The following is a 22503-nucleotide window of genomic DNA, read 5'->3' as shown; positions in this document are numbered from 1 at the left end:
GGTGCAAAAGTACGGCTTTTCGTTTACGTGTGCAATCGCTTGTTTGTGGTATTCGCATACCAAAGATATGCTATTATAGCTGGAAAGAAAGATTGGCATAGATGTTACGACCCTTTTGGGGAATATGATTCCAATCTGAATAGGTAGAATAGTAACGATCAAACAGGTTATCAACACCCACATGGATATTAGCTACAACCGTATGGATGTTAAACTGATAACCGGCACTGATATGCCATACAGCATAGCCTGGTGTAAGACTCTCGCCATACTTATTGCTGTAGTTGCTCTGTTTGCCAACCAGTTCGCCACCCAATTCTCCTTCCCAGTTCTGATGGAACAGTTTCAATGCCGTAAGATAGGTAAAGGGAGCAATCAAAGGCAGATGAGCCCCAGTGCTCTCCTTGCCATAACTGTAACTCACCTTATTGTCCCAACGCAACCAGGAAAGAGGGGTGACACTGAATGTAAACGCAGTATTCACAATCTGCGCATGTTTTAGGTTCTGGTAAACCTTCACACCCGGAGCTCCAATAGTCATGGCCGACAATCGGTTATCGGGTGTACCGATAATGTAGTTATGGAAAAGAAATGCATTCACCTCTAGGCGAGTATCTATCACATCATTCTGCCACGAAGCCGATGTATTCAACTCAACCGCACTTTCGTTCTTAAGGTGGGGATTACCAATGTAATCATAACGGTCGAAGGCATTATTCAGGAAGTAGCCAAACGACTCGGTAACCGATGGTGCACGATTACCGTATCCTGTTCCAGCAGCCAATCGCCAACCATTATTCTGCCAGGCATAGCTTACAGACACACGTCCCATAAAAGTACGCTTGCTACGTTCCACACCTGGGAAAAATATTTCCAAGGCATGGTAGCCTTCATCGCTGTTAATACGTTGCTGCTGCCAAGAGCCTTTTGCCGACAGATGGATACTATGCGTATCAGACAAACGGATATTATCAGACAACGACAAACCGCTGTTGAAAGTACCCACATCAGGCCACGTAAGCATGTACATGGGTTTAGCCCCCTCAACATACATGGTCATATCAGCAAAAAGGGTATTGTAATAGCAATCAAAATTAAGCTGATACTGATGTTTACCCCTTGAGCCCTCGAGCAGACTATAAAGTCCGGCCGTACTGCTTTTACCAGGCATATCCATGTGAATAATCACGTCGGGGCGTGTGCTATCATCCATATTATGGGTGATATGATTATAGTACACCTTGGTTTCCCATCGGTAGAAAAGCCCCGCAAGCTGCTCCCTGCGATAAGAAAGCGACGTGATAAGTCCTGTAGCATCGCTAACATCCATATTCAGAGCCGGATAGCCAACATCGGTGGCACGGTCGAAAATGACCGTACCCTCTACGATGTGGTTTGGGGCTGGACGGAACCCCAGGTTCAGAAACGAATTGACTTTATGGAACTTGGAAAAAGGAACATCCTGATGTCCACCAGCCCTGTAATTATCTGCATCACGATAAAACGCGCCGAAGTTGGCATAGAACGTCTGCGACGAGAACGCAGCATCGGCACCATACACCTGCAGATGGCCGTTGGCTTCATACCCAGTAGTAAGGTTAAACTCCTGAGGAGCAGCATCAAACCCCGCCTTACGGAGTTTCAGATCAATACTTCCGCCGATATTACCTGTTGCCTGTGGATTGCCATCAAGGCCCGAATCCAGTCTTACGCGCTGCAGGTTACCACTTTCTACATACGACGTTACAGGATCCATCTTATCGGTACAAGCATAGAATATCTTCATGCCATCGATAGTTGTACTCAATCGCTCGGTAGACATATTGTTTACCACTGGTTCCCAGGCATATGCGCCTCGTTTCACCATGGCAACATTGTTCAACTGCAACAGATGCTCCTCTATCGATGCAGTACGCCCCTTGCCAGCCACCTTGCGCTTGGAACCGACAGTCGAGGTGATAGTCACCTCGTTAATCGATGCTTCTTTCTCGATACTGTCGGTTGGCAAAGCGGTCAATACATTACTATAATATAACGCTCCAATAAATATTGCTATACCCGCTGTCATTATTCTCTCCTCCTGCTACGATGTTACCTTCTTTGTCCTTTACAACCAGATGAATATCCCACAGGCCTGTCATGGTAAGGTTTAGCTTACCTTCGTATATGCCTGATGGCTGTTTGGTAAGAGCCACATTATCGGGTGAAGAATGATTGCCCATATCGGGCATAGTGGGTATAATTTCGATAGTAAACTCCTGATCAGCTAATGGCCAAGGTTTGGCTTTCTCAGCATTCTGCTGCGACACGTATGCCTGAATAGTGTTTATACCAGTCTGGAAATCATTAGGATTTACCAGCGAGAGGTAATAATTTACATTCTGATATTTGAACGACTTAATCCACTCCTGGCCTGTAGCATTGGCCGAAACCTCGATAACACTACCGGTATGGGCAACTGTTTTATTCTGGGTAGTTGCCTTGTATCCCAGTTCCCAATAGCCCATACTGCTACTACTCATTACGAAAGATATCCACGCGTGCTGTACGGCAGGGAATGTTTCATCGTAAAGGCTGCTCTCTGTAGCCGTTGGTGTTGAGTGCTTCATACCTTTCTCGGTCATGGTCATCACGGGACTTATCTCTGTTACAGAAAAATCACGAACAAAACCTTGATTAGAGATTTTTGTCAGCGCAAAAAACACATCATTATAGCCTGCATGCAGTTTGCCACCTCGCGAGTAAACGCTCAGGGCATATTTCTCATCGATTGTGTCGCGTAGCGATTCAATCTCTTTCAGATAACCGTTGTGCAGGAAAGTATATGCCAGAAATGTCTCTTCGGCATTGCAGCATTCGTCGTCTTCGGTTGGTATATTGATAGGTGGTACTGGATCGTCACTACCTCCGCAGGCAGTGAGTACGAAACCTGAAAACAGCCAAAAAACTATCACGCTAATTCTTGTATAAACTCTCTTTTCCATAATCATCATCTCCTTTTTATTTCTTTTCTTCTGTTAACTGCTGCCATGGGGCGATGGTACTTGTGTGGATATCACCCTCACGGTAAAGAACTTCTATCACTTTCTGTATCGCACAGAGATTACATCCGTCGCAGTGACTAAAATGATAACGGGCGTAGATATCACCACACGTAATGGATCCCTGTTGCTTCTTAAACTCATCATATACTTCAGCTGCCAACCGCAAATGTTTCTCCTTATCGCCACTGGCATAAAAACCTAAGGCTGCAATGGCACCGGTAAGTGCGCCACAAGTGCCTTCGCCAAACTTATGACCGATACCACCCGAGAACGCCTCCGACATGCTTCGAAGTTGCTGCTCGCTTAATGGACTGCCCAGTGTAGCAGCGATAGAGGTTAGTGAGAGTGCCGAGCACCCATAGTGCTGTCCGTACCGCTGCTCCAGTTGCAGCTTCACTTCTGCTTTCAGCGAGTCGAGCGTCTGATGTCGGCTTACAGCAGGAAAAGCGGCCGGACGAGCTATGCGTAGTGAGTCTGCCTGTGCATTGGTAGCACAAACGGTTACCGGCCAAGTAGCCAAAGCGAGTAAATATGCAGGCTCATACTTCATCATTATTGTCTTTTAAAACTACCACGTACGATGCGATGCTCAAATGTCTGAGTATCCTTAAAGAGGTTGTACATGGGGCAAATCTTCTCAACAGCCTCGATCCACTCTTTCACGGCCTGAGCACTTTCGGGTGTCTTCACATGCAAAGTATAACGCACATTCTGTGGAGCAATCGACACCTTCTCAAAGCCCTTGCGACCTGCTCGTGGGTCCCATTCAGCCTCGACGGTCAGCGAGATAGAATCCACGTCGAGTGCACGCTCGGCTGCCTGTCCCAATGAGATGTGAGTGATACAGGTGCCCAGGATGCCAAGCACACCCTCGATTGAGGTAAAACCGAGATTGGTACCACCCAGATAAGCAGGATTATCGTGCAGAATGAGATACTTATCATTTACGGTTAGCTGACGCACACCATTGGGGAACACCTTTACCCATGGGCCCTGCTTTGGAGCAAGTGCTTTACGCAAGGCATCTGCGTCAGCCTTTGGATTCTTGGCTTTTGCTGCTTCTGCTTTCGCCTTGCTTGCCTGCAGCGCCTGACGCTTACCCCAGATATACTCGCGAAGTCCAGCCAAGGTGGCGCCTTCAACCTTCTTCTCGCGTGGTGACGACTTCTGATCGATAATCAGTTGAGGTACTACGGCAGCCTTCACCAGAGTAGCCACTGCCGAGTTCTGCTCTGCCAATACTGCCAACTTTTCCAACTCAGCATCCGAGGCAGGTGAATCAATATAGATGGTGTAGAGGAAGTTGCGTGGATACCACACACGATTGGTCTTCACCTTGTCGGGCTGACCGTGGATTTCGATAGTCAGTGAGTCGATATCGATACCCAGCAGCGCAGCCTGGTTCAGATAACTGTCGGCCAGATCCGAAGCAAATACGGCCTGAGCTGTAGTTGGGGTGTCCACACCCGAATCCTGTCCACCATGTGCATAACCACAGTCGCCAATATAATGAAACTCTCTGATTCGGAGTTCACGTACACCCGAGCGGTTCTTGGCGGTAACATTGGCTGTAAGTGTTACTGGCTGCAAATCGCTGGCGGGTATAGCATTCCAAGCCTCAAGAGCCACCTTACGCTCCTTCAGGTGGTTACGCAACGAAGGGGCATTCTGTTCCAACTTGGCTTTCTGCTGAGCCGACTTAAAGATGTTGAGAGGCCCCTGTGCGAGTGCACTACTAACCTGCAAAGCAAGGGCTGCTGTAATGATAACAATCTGAGTCTTTTTCATAATTTCTTCTATTTTTAATGATTACTTATTCTTTGCTATTACTCTTTTTATACCTCCTTTGATTTCCTGCGCATTGGTTACCAGATTGTAGATGGGGCATCCACGCTCGGTATCGGCAACCAGCTGACGGATCTCAGCCTCACTGCGTGGACTGCTTATCACCACACGCATCTGTATGTCGGTAGGATAAAGTGGGGTTTGCTCGTAGCCTTTGCGACCGCTGCGTGGGTCGAACTGGGCAGTGAGTGCCACGTTAAGGGTATCAAGTGGAATCTTGTTGCGAGCTGCGGTTCCCTCTGCCACATGGGTAAAGCACGAACCAAGCAATCCGATATGACTCTCAACCGCAGTAGGTCCAAGGTCGTTACCACCAAAAATCTGTGGATGATCCTGCAACACTCTGTGATGGCGCACTTGAAGTACGGTTACACCTGATGAGGGATTGATGAAAGCACTTGGACCGTCAGGATTCAGATAGCTCTCGCTCTGAGCAGGCGTAAACTCGTTCTTACGAGAGTAAGGATAGTCGTATGCATAGCCACCAAACTTCGCCTTATCGGGACGCTGACCGCTTTCACGAAGCTGCTTGTTAGCCTCGCCTTTACGCGTTTCCCACTCAATGAACTCACGCAAACCTGGTTGATAGGTAGGTGGAATCACCAAATCCTCGGCACTCTTATGCAGTTCAACTGTTGTGTTTACCTTATGCGCACGAATAGAGAACTGATAAAGTGGTGAGTTTTTCTCGGCCAGGACACGTAACTCCTCAAGTTGCTGGTCAGAAGCAGGCGAATCAATAAAGATGGTATAAACCAGTCCCCAGTTCTGCAGCGAATGCCCAGTCTGCTTGATATTGATGGCAAGCGAGTCGATGGCAACGCCCTTGATAGCAGCCTGTGTGACGTAGCTGTCGATGATATCACCGGCAATAGCTGCAATCACATGGTCGGGAGTACCAATTCCCAGGTCGAAGCCACCATTGTTGTAACCACTGTCATTCAGATACTGATGCTCACGTATAATCACATGACGTGTGCCGGCACGCTGCTCTGCTGTGGCAAAAGCTCTGATAGTGATGGGTTGCAATGCTGCAGTAGGGATAGCCCTGAACTGATTGACTGCTGCCTTGCGACGCTTAAGCAGGTCGCGAAATGATGGTGCACTCTTCCAGGCTTTCTGAAAATAGCCTTTATCGGTGATAGCCTTATTCAAACGCTGATCGTTTTGTTGAGCAAGTGCCCCCGTGAGGGTAGCACTTGCAATTACGGCTGACAAAATTAATTTTTTCATATTGCTCTCTCTTTTTTTTGTTTATTCTCTGCCTACATAGGGGTTGGTGGTGATGTCGGAACCATCGTAGCCATAGTTCTGCCAGAGATTGGGGTTAACTACTCGCTGTGCTTGTGGGATGGGGAAACGATAATGCTTGAAATCAATCGTCTGCTTGTTATACTCTGGGAAGTTCTTGGCCAAAGCACTATTCTTAATGGTCTTCACAAGAATCTTCCAGCGCTTCAGGTCGAGCAGATGTTTCTGCTCCAGGACGAACTCCCATGAGCGTTCCTGTATGATGGCGCTCTTGAAGCCTTCGTAGTCAAGACCTGACTTCAGGTCGTGTGACTGTGCTGCTGCGCTGAAGATATCCTCGCGGAATGCACGGCGACGCACCTTGTTGAAGGCATCATAGGCCTGCTGATTAGGCTGTCCGTCACGCTCGTTGATAGCCTCGGCCAGTACCAGATACACCTCAGCCAAACGGATCACCTGACGGTTCATAGCACGGTCGGCAGCACTTGTCTCAACCCTGTCATGGTCGATGTACTTGTTGTAGCGTGAGAAGCCCGACTCGCGGATGCCATCACCGTCGGCATCGAAATAGAAGTGGAAATAGTTCTGTGTAGAAGGACGCCAAAGTGAGTCGGCAAATGATACCTCCTTGCGCTGATCACCCGGCAGATATGAATTCTCGACGGTGTTGTCCGGACCCGGTGCGATATGTGGCAGCGACACGCTGAAGCTGGTTGAGAACGAGCAGTGGCACAGGTGGTTATTACCCGAAGCATCGCCATCGCGTGTGCTTGATCCCAAATAGAACTGGATGGCAAATATGCTCTCCTTACCATTTCGGTTCTGGTTGTTCCAGTTGTCATAGAAATCCTCTTCCAGACTATATTCATTCGAATCGATCACCTGCTGTGCATACTGAACCGACTTGCCGAAATACTCCTTGCGCTGTGCATCGGTCAGTTCGTCATCCACCTGAGCCCAAGTCAGGTAAACCTTTGCCAAGGCAGCCAATGCAGCACCACGCGAGGCACGACCGATATCACTCTGACTCTGCTTACTGCGCTCAGGCAGTCGGGCTGCAGCATCCTCAAGGTCGGCCACTATCTGCTGATAGACCTCTGTCTCCGAGTTTCTTACTGCATTTGTACCGCCTTTGCTGCTGGTGATGACAGGCACTGGCCCCCACAGCTGCACGGCATAGTTCAGATAGTAAGCACGCAGAAACTTGGCTTCGCCTATCACCTGCGATGCAATCTCGGGTGACACGCCTGCAGGATTAGTCTGCAACTTCTCGATGGTATCGTTAGCACGTGCCAGCGAGGCATATACAGCACGCCACAGGCTCACCACATAGGAGTTGGTTCCATCCCATGAGAGCAGTCCTAACATGCCACCGCCACCATTAGGATTCTCACCGCTCACGGTGGTCTCGGTAGTGAGGTCGATAAGATACATGTAAGTAGTGGCCAGTTCAATATCCGACGAATAAACGGCATTAACAAGTGCCTTGGCATCTGCATCGCTCTGAGGAAGATTGCTTTCGGCCAGCTCGCTCAGGTTGCCCTGATCCAACGACTCGCACGATGCAAGTGTCAAGCCGAACACCACGCCTGCCAACAGAGATTGCGCTGTATGATATATCTGATTCTTTTTCATTTTTCTTATACCTTTAAAGATTAATACGACAGTTTAACACCAAATGTAAATGTACGAGATGCAGGATAGGTTCCACGATCTACGTAGCCGCTGTACTCAGGATCATAACCACTGTAATTGGTTATTGTAAGCAGGTTCTGGGCCGAAGCGTAGAGGTAAACACCCAGTTTCTGATTGTTACCCACTTTGGGCTGGAAATTGTAGCCAATCTGAATATTCTTCAGGCGCAGATAACTGGCATCTTCAATAAAGCGGCTATCCAGATAAGCGCTATAGTTATTCTGAGCTACGGCACGTGGGATGGTTGTACTGGGATTCTCGGCTGTCCAACGGTTCAGCAGCTTGGTGGAAGCATTATAGCTGGCATTAGGCGACTCGAGTGCCTGTTCCATCTGGTTATAGAGCTTATTGCCGTAGGAACCTTGGAAATTCAGACTCAAGTTCCAGTTCTTATAACGCAGTTGGGTAGCAAATCCGTAGGTGAAATCGGGCTGTGCCGAACCAAGAACCACACGGTCGTTCTCCTGATCTACCACACCATCACCATTCTGATCGACATACTTCACGTCGCCATATTCTACGACTGGTTTGTTGGATGGTGCAGGAACCGACTTCAAATCCTCGGATGTCTGCACGATGCCATCAAACTGCCAGCCATAGTAAGTACCGAGTGCTTCGCCTGGACGGATAATGGTCTGGTTGCCGTTGATAATCTCACTCTGTCCGGTACCGATGCTTGTTACCTCGTTGTGGTTGTGGGCAATATTGGCGCTCACCTGCCATGTAAGGTCCTTGGCCTGCCAAAGGGTGGCATTAACAGCAAACTCAACACCATCATTGGTGACGTTGCCCACGTTTGTAAGCTGGCTGCTGAAACCTGTAGTCTGCTCAACAGGGATATTCAGCAGCAGGTCGGAAGTTTTCTTGTGATACACATCGAAAACAAAACCCAGTTTACCCTTCAGGATATTAAAGTCGAAACCCAAATCGTACGAGGTGGTAGTTTCCCACTTCAGGTCGTCGTTGCCCAAAGCCGAACGATAATAGGCTGTATTCTTAATACCGCCAAGGAAATAATGGGTGGCAGCATAAGTTGAGAGGAAGGTATAGTCGCCAATCTCCTGGTTACCCACAGTACCAATGCTGGCACGCAGTTTCAAGTCTTCAATCCACTTGATGTTCTTCAGGAACTTCTCTTCGTTCACATTCCAAGCAAATCCAAGTGAGGGGAACCAACCCCATTTCTTGTTTTTGGCAAAACGGCTTGAACCATCGGCACGCAAGGTGGCTGTAAGATGGTAGCGATCCAACAGCGAGTAGTTGATACGACCGATGCCTGAATAAAGTACCGATGTAACAAAATCGGTCTCGGTAGCAATCAGCTGCGAACCTGACTGAAGACTCTTGTAACTCAGGTTATCATTGGCATAATCGGCAGTACTGCCAAGCAGTCGCTCACTCTTCTCCTGCTGATAGGTATAACCACCCAGCACCTCGAACTCGTGGATATTACCAATTTTCTTGTTCCATGTCAGGGTGACCTCAACCTGGTCGCTCTCCCAGCGCTTTGAACCCACGGCGCCATAACCATCAGAGTTAAAACCAATCTGTGAGGTGGCTGGACCGAACACATTCTGACGGGTATTCAGGATGTTAACCGAACCCTGTGTACGCAATTTCAGCCCTTTGATGATTTCCCACTGTGCAAAAGCGCTCACCAGCGTATTATCAACACGTGTCTGTGCATCAACCTCGCTCAGGTCGGCAATAGCATTTGGAGTCAGGCCATTGCGCACAAAGTCGCCTGCCTCAAAAGGATTAGCATAGTTGTAGGTACCATCAGTATTATAAATAGGTACTGCAGGCGATGTACGCAAGGCCAACTCCAGCAGGCCGCTCACACCGTTCGACTGTCCGCGGAACGACTGAGAACCGGTCTGAGTGCTCTTTGAGAAGCTCGTCTTCAGGCCAACGGTTACGTTCTTCAGAATGTCACGTTCATAGTTCAAGCGTGCACCTAAGCGGGTAAAGCCAGTGCCGCGAATCACACCATCCTGATTGGTATAGTTGCCCGAAATATGGAAGCGCTCATTATCCGAACCACCACTTACCGATACCTGGTGCTGCTGGGTGGTAGCAGTACGGAACAAAGCATCCTGCCAATCGGTGCCCTCGCCCCAAGTCTTAACCAACTCAGGTGTAACACCCGAAGCTTTCTTCTGGGCATCGGTTGCCAACTCCAGATATAACTCGCCCCACTGCTCAGCGTTGAGCACATCCAAACGCTTACGGACCGACGATACGCCAATAGAATAACCGTAATCCACCTTAACCTTACCATGTTTACCACTCTTGGTGGTTACGATTATTACACCATTGGCACCACGCGAACCATAGATGGCCGAGGCCGATACATCCTTCAGCACCTCGATCGACTCGATGTCGGATGGGTTGATTGAGGCCAAAGGATTAAAGTTTGTACCAGCCACGCTATTGCCGGCATTAGTGGCCGAACTACTGTTGTACAGCAGTACACCATCAATCACATAAAGGGGCTCGTTACCGGCATTGATGGAGTTACCACCACGGATGCGGATGTTGATGGCTGCTCCGGGCTGACCAGAAGATGCTGTGGCATCAAGACCAGCAACGGCACCACCCAGGATGTTATCGAACGAGGTCGAGGTATTCAGCAGTTCATCATTCTTTACGGTAGTTACAGCACCAGTAAGCTGCTTGCGCTTCTGTACACCATAACCTACTACTACCACCTCGTCCAGACGGTTCGAGTTATCAATCAGGGCTATCTCTACTGGCTCATCGAAATCGTAAACATCTACATCGAGGGCACGATAGCCTACGTATTCTACTTTCAGGGTCAGTGGGGCTTCTACCTTTGTCTCAAGCTTAAAGTTACCATCCACATCGGTCACTACACCTCTACCCTTTTCTGATTTTACAATCACCGAAGCTCCTATCAGCGGCTCGCCGGTGCGAACGTCTGTGATGTGTCCGGTAATCAGGTTCTGCGCAAAGGCCACTAAGGGCCCTATTGCAACAAGCGTTGCAACTAACAATCTTTTTCCCATAAGACTAATACTACTATTTATTTAAGATTCAACAATCCATATTCGTGGTTGTACTTGGTGCCCTGTGCCAGCACCCATTCCAAGAACTTGTTCACCTCGTCGTCGGCATTGTTCACACTGATGCCAACCTTCTCGATGGCAACCTCCGACTCCTTACTATTCTCGAGTGCTGTAAGCAGTTCGTCGAGTGTGCCGTTATCGCTGAAACTGTTGGCCAAGTCCTTCTTCACGTCAAGACCTACCAGCGAGAGATCTTCTTTCAGGTGGCGGCTCTTCAGATCAAAGATATTAGGAAGTGCGTTGAACGACACGCCCAGAGGATCCTTTGCCAAAGCGGTGTTCAAAAACAGGTCGTCGCCTGATATACGCTTGCCACGGAAATTGCTGCTCTCCTCGCCCAAATTGTGAGCGAACGACGAAGCTACCGATGTGGCATTGCTGCCGCTATAAACAGTGATGGTTTCGAAAGCCTTGTTCTTCTTTACTTCCTCGTCAAAATCCTCATTCAGGAAATAAAGCTGCTTTAGTTTCTTGTTGTTCAAGTGTTTACCTTCGAGCAGTCGGGCTGCCTCAGAGCTACGTGCGGTGATAGGCAGCACGGCTGTCTCTCCGAAATAAACAATCTGGCTAAAGTTTTTATCATCAAGTACTACATTGAGGTCGGAATTACCTTGTCCCTTTGCAATCTGGAACTCTACGCCTGGTTGTGTTTTTGCGTATTCTTTAATCCACTTTTCTACCAATGGACGCGCAAAGCGTGGCGCCTTAATGGTGCGTACGGTTGTATTGTTGGTGCCCTTAACTTCGTTGACGTCGTTCACACCGTTACCTTCAGCCCAAATGTTGCTGATACTGATACTGAATAATACTGCTATTGTTAATGCTATCTTTTTCATATTGCTTCTTTTTAATTTTGTTTACACCTATTATATATATACCCTCCTTCATCATCATTGTCATCATCATCTGGCGACAACAAAAAACATCTTGCATACGCATTCGCATTGTTCTTTTCATACCTTTATAACCCTTTAAATAATTAATTAATGTTTCTGGGTGCAAAGGTACGGCGTTTTCTCCATCCCCACAATCCCTACCCTATGGCATTCCATATACCATGATATTGGTATTTCGATAGTTAATAAAGATATAATGCGCATTTGATTCATTTTTTATACATAACTTTGCAGCCGAAATGAAGAATAAACGACACTATACTGGACTGATAGCCACCTTTGTGGCAACTTGTGGAGTTTATGGACAAAGCGCCATAAACACAGACACCCTGCAGATGCTCGAAGGCGAGCGTCTGCAAGAGGTGCATGTGTCGGCACATGCTCATCAGCATGCCAAGACAAGAGGATTAGCCAATACAGACTTTATTGGCAGTGGCGATTTGCTACGCGCTGCCTGCTGTAACTTAGGCGAGAGTTTTACAACCAATCCATCGGTAGATGTGAACTATGCCGATGCGGCAACCGGTGCGCAGCAGATTAAGCTGTTGGGACTGAGCGGTACCTATGTGCAGATGCTAACGGAGAACATACCAAATTATCGCGGTGCTGCAGCCCCCTACTCGTTAGGTTATATCCCAGGTCCCTGGATGCAGAGTATCCAGGTATCGAAAGGAGCCTCGTCGGTTAAGAACGGCTATGAATCGATAACCGGTCAGATTAACGTAGAGTTTAAGAAACCGCAGGCCACACCTTTTGCCGACGCGAACCTATATTATAATACCAAGGGAAAAGTGGAAGCCAACCTTGGTGCAAACCTCAAACTCTCAAATCGCTGGAGCACAGCCCTGTTAGGGCACTACGAGCTACTCGACAAGGCACACGACGAAAATAACGATGGCTTTGTGGATATGCCGAAAGTACGCCAAGGCTCGCTGATGAGCCGTTGGGCCTACATAAGCGACGGTTATATCTTCCAGGCAGCCATCAAGGGGCTGAAAGAACATCGTGAGGGAGGACAAATCGGTCATCACACTAACACCTCTCACCCCTATACTATCGACATCACCAACGAACGTTATGAGGCTTTCACCAAGAATGCCTTTATCATCGACCCAGAACATGGTTCGAACATCGCCCTGATTCTTTCGGGCTCGCTGCATCATCAGAATGCACTCTATGGTCATAAACAATACAATACCGACCAGCGCAACGGATATGCCTCGTTGATGTTTGAAACAGATTTTGATGAGCATCATAGTATTTCTACTGGTATTAGTCTGAATCACGACCGTTTTGATATCGACGAAACCACACCTGGCATCTATGCCCAATACACTTATAAGATAGGCGAGCAGTTTACCCTGATGGGAGGACTGCGCTGGGATCACAGCAACATCTATGGCGGTTTCATTACACCACGCATGCACCTGAAATACTCACCAAACGATATCCTGACGCTGCGTGGTTCTATCGGAAAAGGCTACCGCACCAATCATGTGATGGCAGAGTACAACAACCTGCTGGCCAGCAGTCGACAAATCATCATCGATAACGATCTCGACCAGGAAGAGGCATGGAACTATGGTTTGAGTGCAGCACTCAGCATCCCTATTGGCGAACGCAAGCTGGAGCTTAATGCTGAGTATTATTATACCACATTCCAGCACCAGCTACTGGTAGATATGGATAGCAATCCCCATGCCATACACTTTACCAACCTTGTGGGCGACAGCTACTCACACACCTGGCAGGTAGAGGCTACATACCCGCTATTCGATGGCTTTACTATGACAGCCACCTATCGTCGCAACAACGTAAAATCAACATATAGCGGTGTGCTACGCGAAAAGCCCTCACCAACCGCTATAAGGGGCTTATCACAGCCCAGTATAAACCAGGCTTAGGCAAGTGGCAGTTTGATGCTACGCTACAACTGAATGGTGGCGGACGTATGCCCGACGCTTACACTACCACCAACGGGCAGCCTGCTTGGGAGAGCAGTTATAAGGGCTACGAGCAATTGAACGCACAAGTAACCCGATTCTTCCGTCACTGGAGCATCTATGCCGGTGGCGAGAACATCACAGGTCGCCGACAGCAGAATCCTATCATTGCCGCCAGCGATCCCTGGGGGCAGGACTTTGATGCCACCATGGTATGGGGCCCCATGCATGGTGCCATCTATTATATAGGTATAAGATTAAATTGGATTAAAATATAAAACATTATGAGAGCAAAAGTATTATTCGTCGCATTAGCACTCGCAAGCGCTTGCTTTGCAAAGGACATCAAAACTGTGGTACTCACCACCAATCCACAGATGCATTGCAACAACTGTGAGAAGAAGATTAAGGAAAATATCCGCTTTGAAAAGGGCGTTAAAAGCATCAAGACCGATCTTGATACAAAAACAGTCACCATCGAGTACGATGCCGACAAGACTACCATAGCCGACATCATCAAAGGCTTCGAGAAGATCAAATACGAGGCCAAAGAGGTGAAAGAAAATCCTAAGAAGGTGGATGCAACAACATCCGCCACAAAAGTATCAAATTAAATCACGGTTTACCATTGCTGCTACGCACGAGTCGCTCCATACGTTCTCGGCCGTCTCAATCATATCAATAATGGTGTAAATAGGCAAAATTACACCCAAGACTGCAACTGGGGCACCTATTCCCGACATGAGCGAGAGGGTGAGGAAATAGCAGCCCATTGGCACACCCGCATTACCAATAGCCGATACTACCGACACAAGTATCCAAAGCAGAATGGTGCTCCATGTAAGTGGGATGCCACCATTCTGCATCACAAATAGCGATGTTACAAGAATAAAGGCGGCACATCCATTCATGTTAATGGTAGTACATATAGGTAATACAAAGCGCGCTATCTTGGGACTGACACCCAAACGGTTTTCGGCTGTATCCATAGTAACAGGCAGGGTTGCAGCACTACTCTTGGTAAAGAGTGCCATCAGTACAGCTGGCATCATCTTACTGAGCACATGAATAGGATTCAACCCGCGCGCCATCAGGAACAAGGGCAGCACCACAAAAAACTGAATAACATTGCCACCCAGCACTACCAGCACATACTTGCCAATAGAATCGGCTACAATACCTGCTGATACCTGCGCCGACAACTGGGCCGAGAAAGCAACAATGCCTAATGGTAAAGTCCAGATCAGTCCACGTATCAACAAAAACAAAAGTTCCTGAAGCCCCAGCAAGCCTTTAATCAATACGGCCTTATTTTCTGACTCTGGCAATTTCGATAGTCCAAAGCCTATGGCAAAGGCTAACAACAATAATGAAAGTACGTTTCCATCAAAGAATGGCTTTACGATATTGTTAGGGATAATGCTGATGATATGCTCGGTATAGGTTAGCTGCTGACCGATGTCTGAAACCTTTGAGCTACTATTAACCACCTCGGCAGGCAGATTACCTGGCGCAATCAGCAAATAGAGTACGGCGCCCACAGTAGCTGCAGCAATTGTGGTAAGTAACGTATAGGTGAGCGTATGACCGAAGATACGCTTTGACCCCTTTGCCCCAAAGGTGGCAAAAGTAGTGATGACTGCCAACACTATCGTAGGTACAGCCAGCAATTGGAACAATCGGGTATAAACCGTTGCTACCAAGTTCATCACAACATCGAGCCAATTAAGCCCAAGAAAACCTAACAACGCACCAACAACAAGTGCCCCTATCCAAATTAATGTTCTTTTCATATCGAGTGCAAAGATACAATAATTAAAATAATTAACCAAATATCATCCCTAATTATCGGCGTTAACACACTGATTTTTCATTATAAATTTGGATAATTACGCACTTTATCGTACCTTTGCAGCCAAATTAAAAAAGATGGCAATACAAGATGCAATATTCCGTCGCTCCGAACTGCTTTTAGGCAATGAATCTATGGAGCGCATCGCCCAGAAAAGGGTGATTATCTTTGGCGTGGGAGGTGTTGGTTCATGGTGCGCAGAGAGTCTGGTACGTAGTGGTATCAGGCATTTGACGATTGTGGACAGCGACCGTGTTTGTATCACCAACATCAACCGCCAGCTGATGGCTACCACAAAGACCGTCGGTCAGGTAAAGGTAGATGCACTGAAAGAGCGTTTGCTAACAATCAACCCTTCAGTAGAGATTAATGCCCTACAAAAGATTTTCACGGCAGAGAATGCAGATGACTTTGCACTTGATACTTACGATTACATCATAGATGCCATCGATTCGCTGAAAGATAAGGCCGCGCTTATTCTCCTGGCTTGTCGTACTAATGCCAAACTGTTCTCATCAATGGGAGCTGCCTTAAAGCTGGATCCTACCCGTATCAAAGTTACAGAGTTCTGGAAGGTACAGGGCGATCCACTGGCCCGCGCACTTAGAAAGAAATTCAAGTCGCAGAAGCAATTCCCTAAGCGAAAGTTCCAGTGCGTTTATAGCGACGAGCTACTGGAGAACCGGGGGCATAATGCCACCTGTGGCACCGAGAAGTGCATGTGCCCCAAAGCCCAGAATGGTCCAGGCGACAAGAGTCTGTTGAACCACGAGTGGTGCTCTTCTAAAGCCCAGATCAACGGTACGCTTGCTCATATCACCGCTATCTTTGGTTTTATGTTGGCAGGTCTGGTGATAGAAGATATAGAATATTATTCTACGAAATAGGCAAACAGGCTTCGAATCTAGCAAAAAACATCAATTAACGCCACGTTTATAGATATATTATCTAAATATCGCCAGATATTTGGAGGTTATATCTATTCTTTGTATCTTTGCACCCAAAATCGGAACAGTTATGGCAAAGTATATAATAGCAGATAATCAGGAAATAACAAGGTTCGCGCTCGAAAGTCTGCTCAAGCAGAACGACGAGAACCAGATATACCGAGCATCAGACAAAACAAGTCTGGTTGCCAAGCTAAAGGAGCACGAGCATGCTGTTGTTATACTCGACTATACCCTGTTTGATTTTGCCGACGAAGACCAGTTGCTGATTATAAGCGAACGCTTTGCCCTCTCGCAATGGCTGCTCATCAGCGATGAGCTGACGCCTCAATTCCTGCGTCGTGTTATCTATTCATCACATCAGTTCAGTATTGTTTTTAAAGACGGACCGATGAAGGACGTGCGCGATGCCCTGCACGCTGTAAGTCACCATCAGCGTTTTATCAGTCAGCGTGCGCTCGAAGTGATTATCTCGCAGCAGAACGACGAGGAAAAGCCCGACATTCTAACCGCTACCGAAGCCGAAATCGTAAAAGCCATCGCTCAGGGCAAAACCACCAAGGAGATAGCCGAGGAGCGTTTCTCCAGCATCCACACCATCACCACCCACCGCAAGAACATCTTCCGCAAATTAGGCATCAACACGGCACACGAACTCATCAAGTACGCCATCCGTGCCGGCTTGATTGACCCTTCGGAGTTCTACATCTAATCCGCAATTTAGTTGATTGTTTTACTGCGTTCGTTGAATAAATTAGCACGATAGGTTTTATCATGCTACCTTTGCACACCAAATAATTCACTAAAACGCATTAAAACATGAAAAAGGCAATGACCAGAATGATGCTAATTGCATCAGTAGCATTGATGGTATGCTGCTCGGCAGAAGATCCATTCAGCGATTACACTAACAGTTGGGGCGATAACGGGGGCAACGACACTCCCAGCGAGAATAGCAGCGGCAGTTCGACCACCACTGGCGAGCTAACCACATTTACCGTAAACATCGACCAGACATCGGCCGAACCAACTGATGCGGCTACAGAGTACATGCCCGACGAGGAAGACGCTCTGGAAAACAGTACTTTTACCACCGAGGTTGCCATCGATATGGCCAGCCCCACAGCTAAGACCGAGAACGGCGTAGAGATAACCGTGAACGGCGGACATATCACAGCCAATCACGGCTCTACCAAAAACATCTGCTACGTACTGAGCGGCACCACCAGCAACGGATCGTTTACCGTTGTAGGCGACAAGAAGTACGAGATAAAGCTGAATGGTGTAAATATCACCAATCCCGACTCGGCAGCCCTGAATCTGCTGAGCGGCAAGCGCGCCTATATCGTATTAGCCGACGGCACCAGCAATACGCTGACCGATGGTACGAGTGGCAGCCAGAAGGGAGCACTCTACTGCAAGGGAAAACTACTGTTTAACGGCAGCGGACAGCTGAGTGTTGTCGGCAATACCAACAATGCCATCCACTCGGCCGACTACATTGTGTTTCGCAAAGGCAACAACATCTACGCCAAATCAACCGCCAACCATGGTATCAAAGCCAACGACGGTGTGTTTATCAACGGCGGTATCATCAACGTAGAGGTAACGGCGGCAGCAGCCAAAGGTATTAACTGCGAGAGTAACATCGTGGTTAACGGCGGTCGCACCACCGTGATTACCACTGGCGACGGCACCTACGACACCGACGATCAGGAGGCCAAAGGGGCTGCCGGCATCAAGGCCGACTCTACCTTTACCATCAACGCTGGCGAGTTATGGCTCAAGAGCACTGGCAGCAGCGGCAAAGGCATCAACGTGGATATGACGGCCAACTTCTGTGGCGGCAATGTGTATGTGGTGACCGAAGGCGGACAGTATAAGAGCAATAACGACACATCGTCGCCAAAGGGTATCAAGGCCGATGGTGATATCAACATCAGCGGCGGCACCATCTGGGTGCGCACCAGCGGCTATAACGGCGAGGGCATTGAAACCAAGAGCCAGCTGAACATCAGCGGTGGCGAGGTGGCTTGCTATGCCTACGACGACGCCATCAACTCGAAAGGCGACATGACCATCACTGGCGGCTATGTGTATGCACAGGGCAAGAACAACGACGGACTGGATGCCAATGGCAACATCTATCTGAAAGGCGGACTGGTGTATGCCATCTGTTCGGGACAGCCCGAGGTAGCTATCGACGCCAATACCGAAGGCGGCAAGAAGCTCTATCTCACCGGTGGCACCATCGTAGCCATAGGCGGTTTGGAGAGTGGCAGCAGTCTCACACAGTCGTGCTACCAGTCGTCGTCATGGAGCAAGAGCACCTGGTACACCATGACCGTTGGCGAGAACACCTTCTCGTTCCGCACCCCATCCAGTGGCGGTTCAGGTTTGGTAGTATCAGCAGCCACTACCCCCACCCTGCAGTCGGGCACATCAGTTAGCGGCGGTAGCAGTTTCTTTGGCGGTTTAGGTATTGCAGGCGGTTCCATATCGGGTGGAAGCAGCGTTTCGCTCTCAAGCTATACCGGCGGTAGCAGCATGGGCGGAGGCGGCGGTTGGCCTGGCGGTTGGCACTGACACAATAAATCGCAATTTTTCACGTTATTAATAGTAGTAATTGGAATGTATTGGATGAAAAATCAGTCGAGACAAGAAAACCTGATATACTTAGTAGTGTGGAGTTTGCTCTTTGCAACTCCGCTACTAAGTCTGTATCTACGTACCATGAGCGATGATAACCTCAGCTTTCATTGGGGTGAAGTATTCTATATCTGGAGGCAGTTCGGTGTTTTTTTGTTGCTGTTTCTGTTTCACAATTTCCTGCTGGCACCCTTGCTCATCCAGCGGCATAAGCGCACCCTATACTTATCGGCCATCACCATTGTGGTTACAGGATTTGTGTTCGTTCAGATGAATACTCATCCACGGCCTTTCCCTGAAAGAGAAAAACGCGAATTCTTTAACGGTCCACGCCAAGAACGCGATGACCGCAGAATGGATCGCGATGACCGCAGAATGGATCGCGACGACCGCAGAATGCCACCAGAATTTCATGACCGGAAGCCCCATCCGCCATTCATGCGCAAAGAGGGACCGGGCAAAGGACTTCACGACATCATTGCCACCGTCATACTCGTGCTGATGTTTGGTGCCAACCTTGGTTCCAAGCTCTACTTCCGCACCCGTAGCGACCAGCGCAAACTGCACGAACTGGAAAAGCAGAATCTGGAGCAGCAGCTGGAATATCTGAAGTATCAGATAAACCCACACTTCTTTATGAACACGCTCAACAATATCCATGCCCTGGTGGATATCGATCCAGCCAAGGCACAGGACACCATCCTTGAGCTGTCGAAGATGATGCGCTTTGTGCTCTACGAGGGCGATAAGAGCGGTGTGCCTTTGAATCGCGAACTGGAGTTTATACGTACTTACATCACACTGATGAAGCTACGTTATACCGACAAGGTGAAGATTAATCTCGACCTGCCTACCCAGATGCCCGATAAAACCGTTCCACCCCTGATGCTGATTTCGTTTATCGAGAATGCATTCAAGCATGGTGTGAGCTACCAGCACGAATCGTTTATCGATATTAAGGTAGAACTTATCGAGCCACTGCCTCAGGTAACCCACCTGCACTTTACTTGTAAGAACTCCAAGGCCGAACGTCCCAATGAAATGAAAGGTGGTGTAGGTTTAGTGAACGTGAAGAAGCGACTGGACTTGTTGTATGACAAGAACTACACGCTGAGCATCAAAGATGATACTGATACCTATTTTGTAGAACTAATATTACCATTATGATACGTTGTTTAGCTATCGACGATGAGCCATTGGCTCTGGGGCAACTGGTTTCCTATATTAATAAGGTGCCATTTCTGCAACTGGCAGCTCAATGCCAGAGTGCCTTAGAAGCCCGCAAGTTTTTAGAGAACGATACAGTTGATGCCATCTTCTGTGATATCAACATGCCCGACCTGAATGGTATGGACTTTGTAAAGTCGCTGGCGGTACCACCACTGATTGTATTCACCACAGCCTACTCAGAGTATGCGGTTGAGGGATTTAAGGTGAATGCTGTAGATTACCTGCTGAAGCCCTTCGGCTTGCAGGACCTGCAGCGTGCCGCCAACCGGATTAAGGACAGACTAACAGAATCGGTAGCCGCAGCCAGGCCTGCTACCGATATCGACGACTCGCTCTTCCTGAAGACCGACTACCGCATTGTAAAGGTGAGCATCCCTGATATCAGGTATGTAGAGGCCATGAGCGAATACCTGAAAGTGTGGATAGAAGGCGAGGCGAAACCCATCATCACACTCCTATCGATGAAGAAGATGGAGGAGCATCTGCCCAACAACTTTATGCGTATTCACCGCTCTTATATCATCAACCTGAACAAGATTCAGGAGGTAAATAAGAACCGTGTGATTATGGATAGCGATACCTATTTACCAATAGGCGATTTGTATAAAGATGCATTTCAAGCCTATCTCGATACCAAGTTTTTAGGAAAATAAAGGTGGCCGCACGTGCGGTCACTTTCTTTTTTCACACTTTTTAGGTATTGTAACATTGCCTTAATCGCCGTACCTTTGCACCCGGATTTGTTTAAGAGACTAAATTCGGTTATGAAAAGGTTTATATATACATTAATGATGATGGCGATCTGCTTAACAGGCAGCGCACAGAAGAACAATGCAGATAGCACCAAAACCTCACGTTTGAGCGTTGGTGGCTATGGCGAAGCAAACTTTACACGAAATTATTACAGCGACCACGTGAGTCGCTACAGTCAACCCGAGGAACATAAGAATGATCCTAGTCACGGACGTCTCGACATTCCCCATGCAGTGATTTATCTGGGTTACGACTTTGGCAAAGGCTGGAGTTTTGGTACCGAGATAGAGTTTGAGCATGGCGGCGCAGGTATTGCCTACGAGAAAGAAGACGAAGAAGGCGGTGAATGGGAGCAGGAAACCGAGAAAGGCGGCGAGGTAGAGCTGGAGCAGTTCTGGCTGCAGAAGTCGTTTGCACCCTGGGCCAACATCCGTGCCGGACATATCGTAGTGCCTGTTGGTTTGAACAATGCACACCACGAGCCACTGAGCTACTTCACCGTATATCGCCCTGAAGGCGAGAACACCATCATGCCCAGCACCTGGCATCAGACAGGCGTATCATTCTGGGGTCGTGCAGGCAAGTTCCGCTACGAGGCTCAGTTCTTAGGCGGCTTGAATGCCGACCAGTTTACCAACGTAGGTTGGATTCACAAAGGTCATAAGTCGCCCATGGAGTTTGATGTAGCCAACAAGTATGCAGCTGCCCTGCGTATCGATAACTACTCTATTCCTGGTTTGCGTATCGGTTTGAGCGGCTACTACGGTCACAGCATCGGTAACACCTACCCTAACGATGCCAATGGTACAGGCGCCACCTATCAGGGTAAGGTTGCCATTGGTGCCATCGACTTCACCTATAATGCCCACAACTGGATTGTTCGCGGTCAGGCCGACTACGGTTACTTAGGCGACGCTGAAGAGCTGAAGTACATGTACAACCGTTTGAACTCTAAGTCGCCTTACAAGCACTCTGCCTTTGTAAGCGGCAATGCTTATGCCATGGGTATCGAGGCTGGCTACGACATCTTCTCGCAGATACAGAGCATGCGCCAGCAGGGTGAGCGCCTTTATCTGTTCGGACGTTACGAGGCCTACAACCCTTATGCCAGCGACACCAAGGGCATCAGCTACGACTACACAGCCGTTAAGCGCATGGCAGTGGGTCTGAACTATCACCCCATCAAGCAGATTGTGATCAAGGCCGAGTACTCTAAGCGCTTCTTAAAGAGCAAATACAACAACGAGCCATCAGTTAACATCGGTGTGGCTTACGAAGGATTCTTCCTCTAAAATCGAAATTTCCACAT

General features: G+C 48.2%; 16 protein-coding genes and 1 pseudogene. 8 read left to right on the top strand and 9 right to left on the bottom strand.

Features of this window, described 5'->3' with window-relative positions:
- Nucleotides 1-73: 73 nt before the first annotated feature.
- From T499_RS0107625 to T499_RS0107590, 8 genes are read right to left on the bottom strand one after another with little or no spacing between them, the layout of a single operon-like run.
- The gene (locus tag T499_RS0107625) at nt 74-2008 is read right to left on the bottom strand and encodes a TonB-dependent receptor (protein ID WP_198021265.1); all 1935 of its coding nucleotides are present in this window, start codon (nt 2006-2008) and stop codon (nt 74-76) included.
- A gap of 16 nt (nt 2009-2024) precedes the next feature.
- Nucleotides 2025-2984 carry a FixH family protein gene (locus T499_RS0107620; protein ID WP_198021264.1) on the bottom strand — a complete coding sequence of 320 codons (960 nt, stop codon included), beginning with the start codon at nt 2982-2984 and terminating at the stop codon, nt 2025-2027.
- A 16-nt stretch (nt 2985-3000) separates the two neighbouring features.
- A complete protein-coding gene (locus T499_RS14180; RefSeq protein ID WP_049769197.1) occupies nt 3001-3597 on the bottom strand; it encodes a C-GCAxxG-C-C family protein in 597 nt (198 codons plus the stop codon).
- Nucleotides 3597-4832, bottom strand: coding sequence for an OsmC family protein (locus tag T499_RS14175; RefSeq protein WP_052173549.1), 1236 nt, complete (start codon nt 4830-4832; stop codon nt 3597-3599). The genes T499_RS14180 and T499_RS14175 overlap by 1 nt, the downstream gene beginning before the upstream one ends.
- A 21-nt stretch (nt 4833-4853) precedes the next feature.
- On the bottom strand, nt 4854-6122 hold the full coding sequence (locus tag T499_RS14170) for an OsmC family protein (RefSeq protein ID WP_084162980.1): 1269 nt from the start codon (nt 6120-6122) through the stop codon (nt 4854-4856).
- A gap of 21 nt (nt 6123-6143) precedes the next feature.
- Complete coding sequence (locus T499_RS0107600) at nt 6144-7775, bottom strand: RagB/SusD family nutrient uptake outer membrane protein (RefSeq protein ID WP_033150446.1); 1632 nt, start codon at nt 7773-7775, stop codon at nt 6144-6146.
- Nucleotides 7776-7795: 20 nt separating this feature from the next.
- A complete protein-coding gene (locus tag T499_RS0107595) occupies nt 7796-10864 on the bottom strand; it encodes a SusC/RagA family TonB-linked outer membrane protein (RefSeq protein WP_033150445.1) in 3069 nt (1022 codons plus the stop codon).
- Nucleotides 10865-10881: 17 nt separating this feature from the next.
- Nucleotides 10882-11760 carry a hypothetical protein gene (locus tag T499_RS0107590; protein ID WP_157054557.1) on the bottom strand — a complete coding sequence of 293 codons (879 nt, stop codon included), beginning with the start codon at nt 11758-11760 and terminating at the stop codon, nt 10882-10884.
- Between the two features lie 299 nt (nt 11761-12059).
- On the opposite strand from T499_RS0107590, the pseudogene T499_RS13925 reads away from it, so the two are divergent.
- Nucleotides 12060-14041: pseudogene (locus T499_RS13925) on the top strand (TonB-dependent receptor plug domain-containing protein).
- 6 nt (nt 14042-14047) lie between these two features.
- Nucleotides 14048-14377, top strand: a complete 330-nt coding sequence (locus T499_RS0107580; RefSeq protein WP_033150443.1) for a heavy-metal-associated domain-containing protein — start codon at nt 14048-14050, stop codon at nt 14375-14377.
- Here the strand turns inward: T499_RS0107580 and T499_RS0107575 are convergent.
- Entirely contained in the window at nt 14369-15556 is a 1188-nt protein-coding gene (locus tag T499_RS0107575) for a dicarboxylate/amino acid:cation symporter (protein ID WP_052173545.1), read from the bottom strand. The two genes, T499_RS0107580 and T499_RS0107575, sit on opposite strands and share 9 nt — an antisense overlap.
- 136 nt (nt 15557-15692) lie before the next feature.
- Between T499_RS0107575 and T499_RS0107570 the strand changes: the two genes are divergently transcribed.
- The 6 genes from T499_RS0107570 (at nt 15693) to T499_RS0107545 (ending at nt 22486) form a co-directional block, all read left to right on the top strand.
- On the top strand, nt 15693-16502 hold the full coding sequence (locus T499_RS0107570; RefSeq protein ID WP_033150442.1) for a tRNA threonylcarbamoyladenosine dehydratase: 810 nt from the start codon (nt 15693-15695) through the stop codon (nt 16500-16502).
- A 130-nt stretch (nt 16503-16632) separates the two neighbouring features.
- Nucleotides 16633-17274: a response regulator transcription factor gene (locus tag T499_RS0107565; protein WP_033150441.1), complete on the top strand. Its 642-nt coding sequence runs from the start codon at nt 16633-16635 to the stop codon at nt 17272-17274.
- Nucleotides 17275-17381: 107 nt separating this feature from the next.
- The gene (locus T499_RS0107560) at nt 17382-19148 is read left to right on the top strand and encodes a carbohydrate-binding domain-containing protein (protein WP_033150440.1); all 1767 of its coding nucleotides are present in this window, start codon (nt 17382-17384) and stop codon (nt 19146-19148) included.
- Between the two features lie 45 nt (nt 19149-19193).
- Complete coding sequence (locus T499_RS0107555; RefSeq protein ID WP_232221075.1) at nt 19194-20378, top strand: sensor histidine kinase; 1185 nt, start codon at nt 19194-19196, stop codon at nt 20376-20378.
- Complete coding sequence (locus T499_RS0107550) at nt 20375-21094, top strand: LytR/AlgR family response regulator transcription factor (RefSeq protein WP_033150439.1); 720 nt, start codon at nt 20375-20377, stop codon at nt 21092-21094. The genes T499_RS0107555 and T499_RS0107550 overlap by 4 nt, the downstream gene beginning before the upstream one ends.
- Nucleotides 21095-21205: 111 nt before the next feature.
- Complete coding sequence (locus T499_RS0107545; protein WP_033150438.1) at nt 21206-22486, top strand: hypothetical protein; 1281 nt, start codon at nt 21206-21208, stop codon at nt 22484-22486.
- Nucleotides 22487-22503: the final 17 nt, after the last annotated feature.

The sequence above is a fragment of the Prevotella sp. RM4 genome, assembly GCF_000701965.1.
Lineage (GTDB): Bacteria > Bacteroidota > Bacteroidia > Bacteroidales > Bacteroidaceae > Prevotella > Prevotella ruminicola.
The sequence above is the reverse complement of the archived record's forward strand: the minus strand, read 5'-3'. Positions and strand labels throughout refer to the sequence as shown.

Excerpts from the sequence above, each read along its gene's own strand:
- T499_RS0107620 (WP_198021264.1), bottom strand. The coding sequence starts at position 2,984 with ATGGAAAAGAGAGTTTATACAAGAATTAGCGTGATAGTTTTTTGGCTG.
- T499_RS14180 (WP_049769197.1), bottom strand. The coding sequence starts at position 3,597 with ATGATGAAGTATGAGCCTGCATATTTACTCGCTTTGGCTACTTGGCCG.
- T499_RS14175 (WP_052173549.1), bottom strand. The coding sequence starts at position 4,832 with ATGAAAAAGACTCAGATTGTTATCATTACAGCAGCCCTTGCTTTGCAG.
- T499_RS14170 (WP_084162980.1), bottom strand. The coding sequence starts at position 6,122 with ATGAAAAAATTAATTTTGTCAGCCGTAATTGCAAGTGCTACCCTCACG.
- T499_RS0107600 (WP_033150446.1), bottom strand. The coding sequence starts at position 7,775 with ATGAAAAAGAATCAGATATATCATACAGCGCAATCTCTGTTGGCAGGC.
- T499_RS0107595 (WP_033150445.1), bottom strand. The coding sequence starts at position 10,864 with ATGGGAAAAAGATTGTTAGTTGCAACGCTTGTTGCAATAGGGCCCTTA.
- T499_RS0107590 (WP_157054557.1), bottom strand. The coding sequence starts at position 11,760 with ATGAAAAAGATAGCATTAACAATAGCAGTATTATTCAGTATCAGTATC.
- T499_RS0107580 (WP_033150443.1), top strand. The coding sequence starts at position 14,048 with ATGAGAGCAAAAGTATTATTCGTCGCATTAGCACTCGCAAGCGCTTGC.
- T499_RS0107575 (WP_052173545.1), bottom strand. The coding sequence starts at position 15,556 with ATGAAAAGAACATTAATTTGGATAGGGGCACTTGTTGTTGGTGCGTTG.
- T499_RS0107570 (WP_033150442.1), top strand. The coding sequence starts at position 15,693 with ATGGCAATACAAGATGCAATATTCCGTCGCTCCGAACTGCTTTTAGGC.
- T499_RS0107565 (WP_033150441.1), top strand. The coding sequence starts at position 16,633 with ATGGCAAAGTATATAATAGCAGATAATCAGGAAATAACAAGGTTCGCG.
- T499_RS0107560 (WP_033150440.1), top strand. The coding sequence starts at position 17,382 with ATGAAAAAGGCAATGACCAGAATGATGCTAATTGCATCAGTAGCATTG.
- T499_RS0107555 (WP_232221075.1), top strand. The coding sequence starts at position 19,194 with ATGTATTGGATGAAAAATCAGTCGAGACAAGAAAACCTGATATACTTA.
- T499_RS0107550 (WP_033150439.1), top strand. The coding sequence starts at position 20,375 with ATGATACGTTGTTTAGCTATCGACGATGAGCCATTGGCTCTGGGGCAA.
- T499_RS0107545 (WP_033150438.1), top strand. The coding sequence starts at position 21,206 with ATGAAAAGGTTTATATATACATTAATGATGATGGCGATCTGCTTAACA.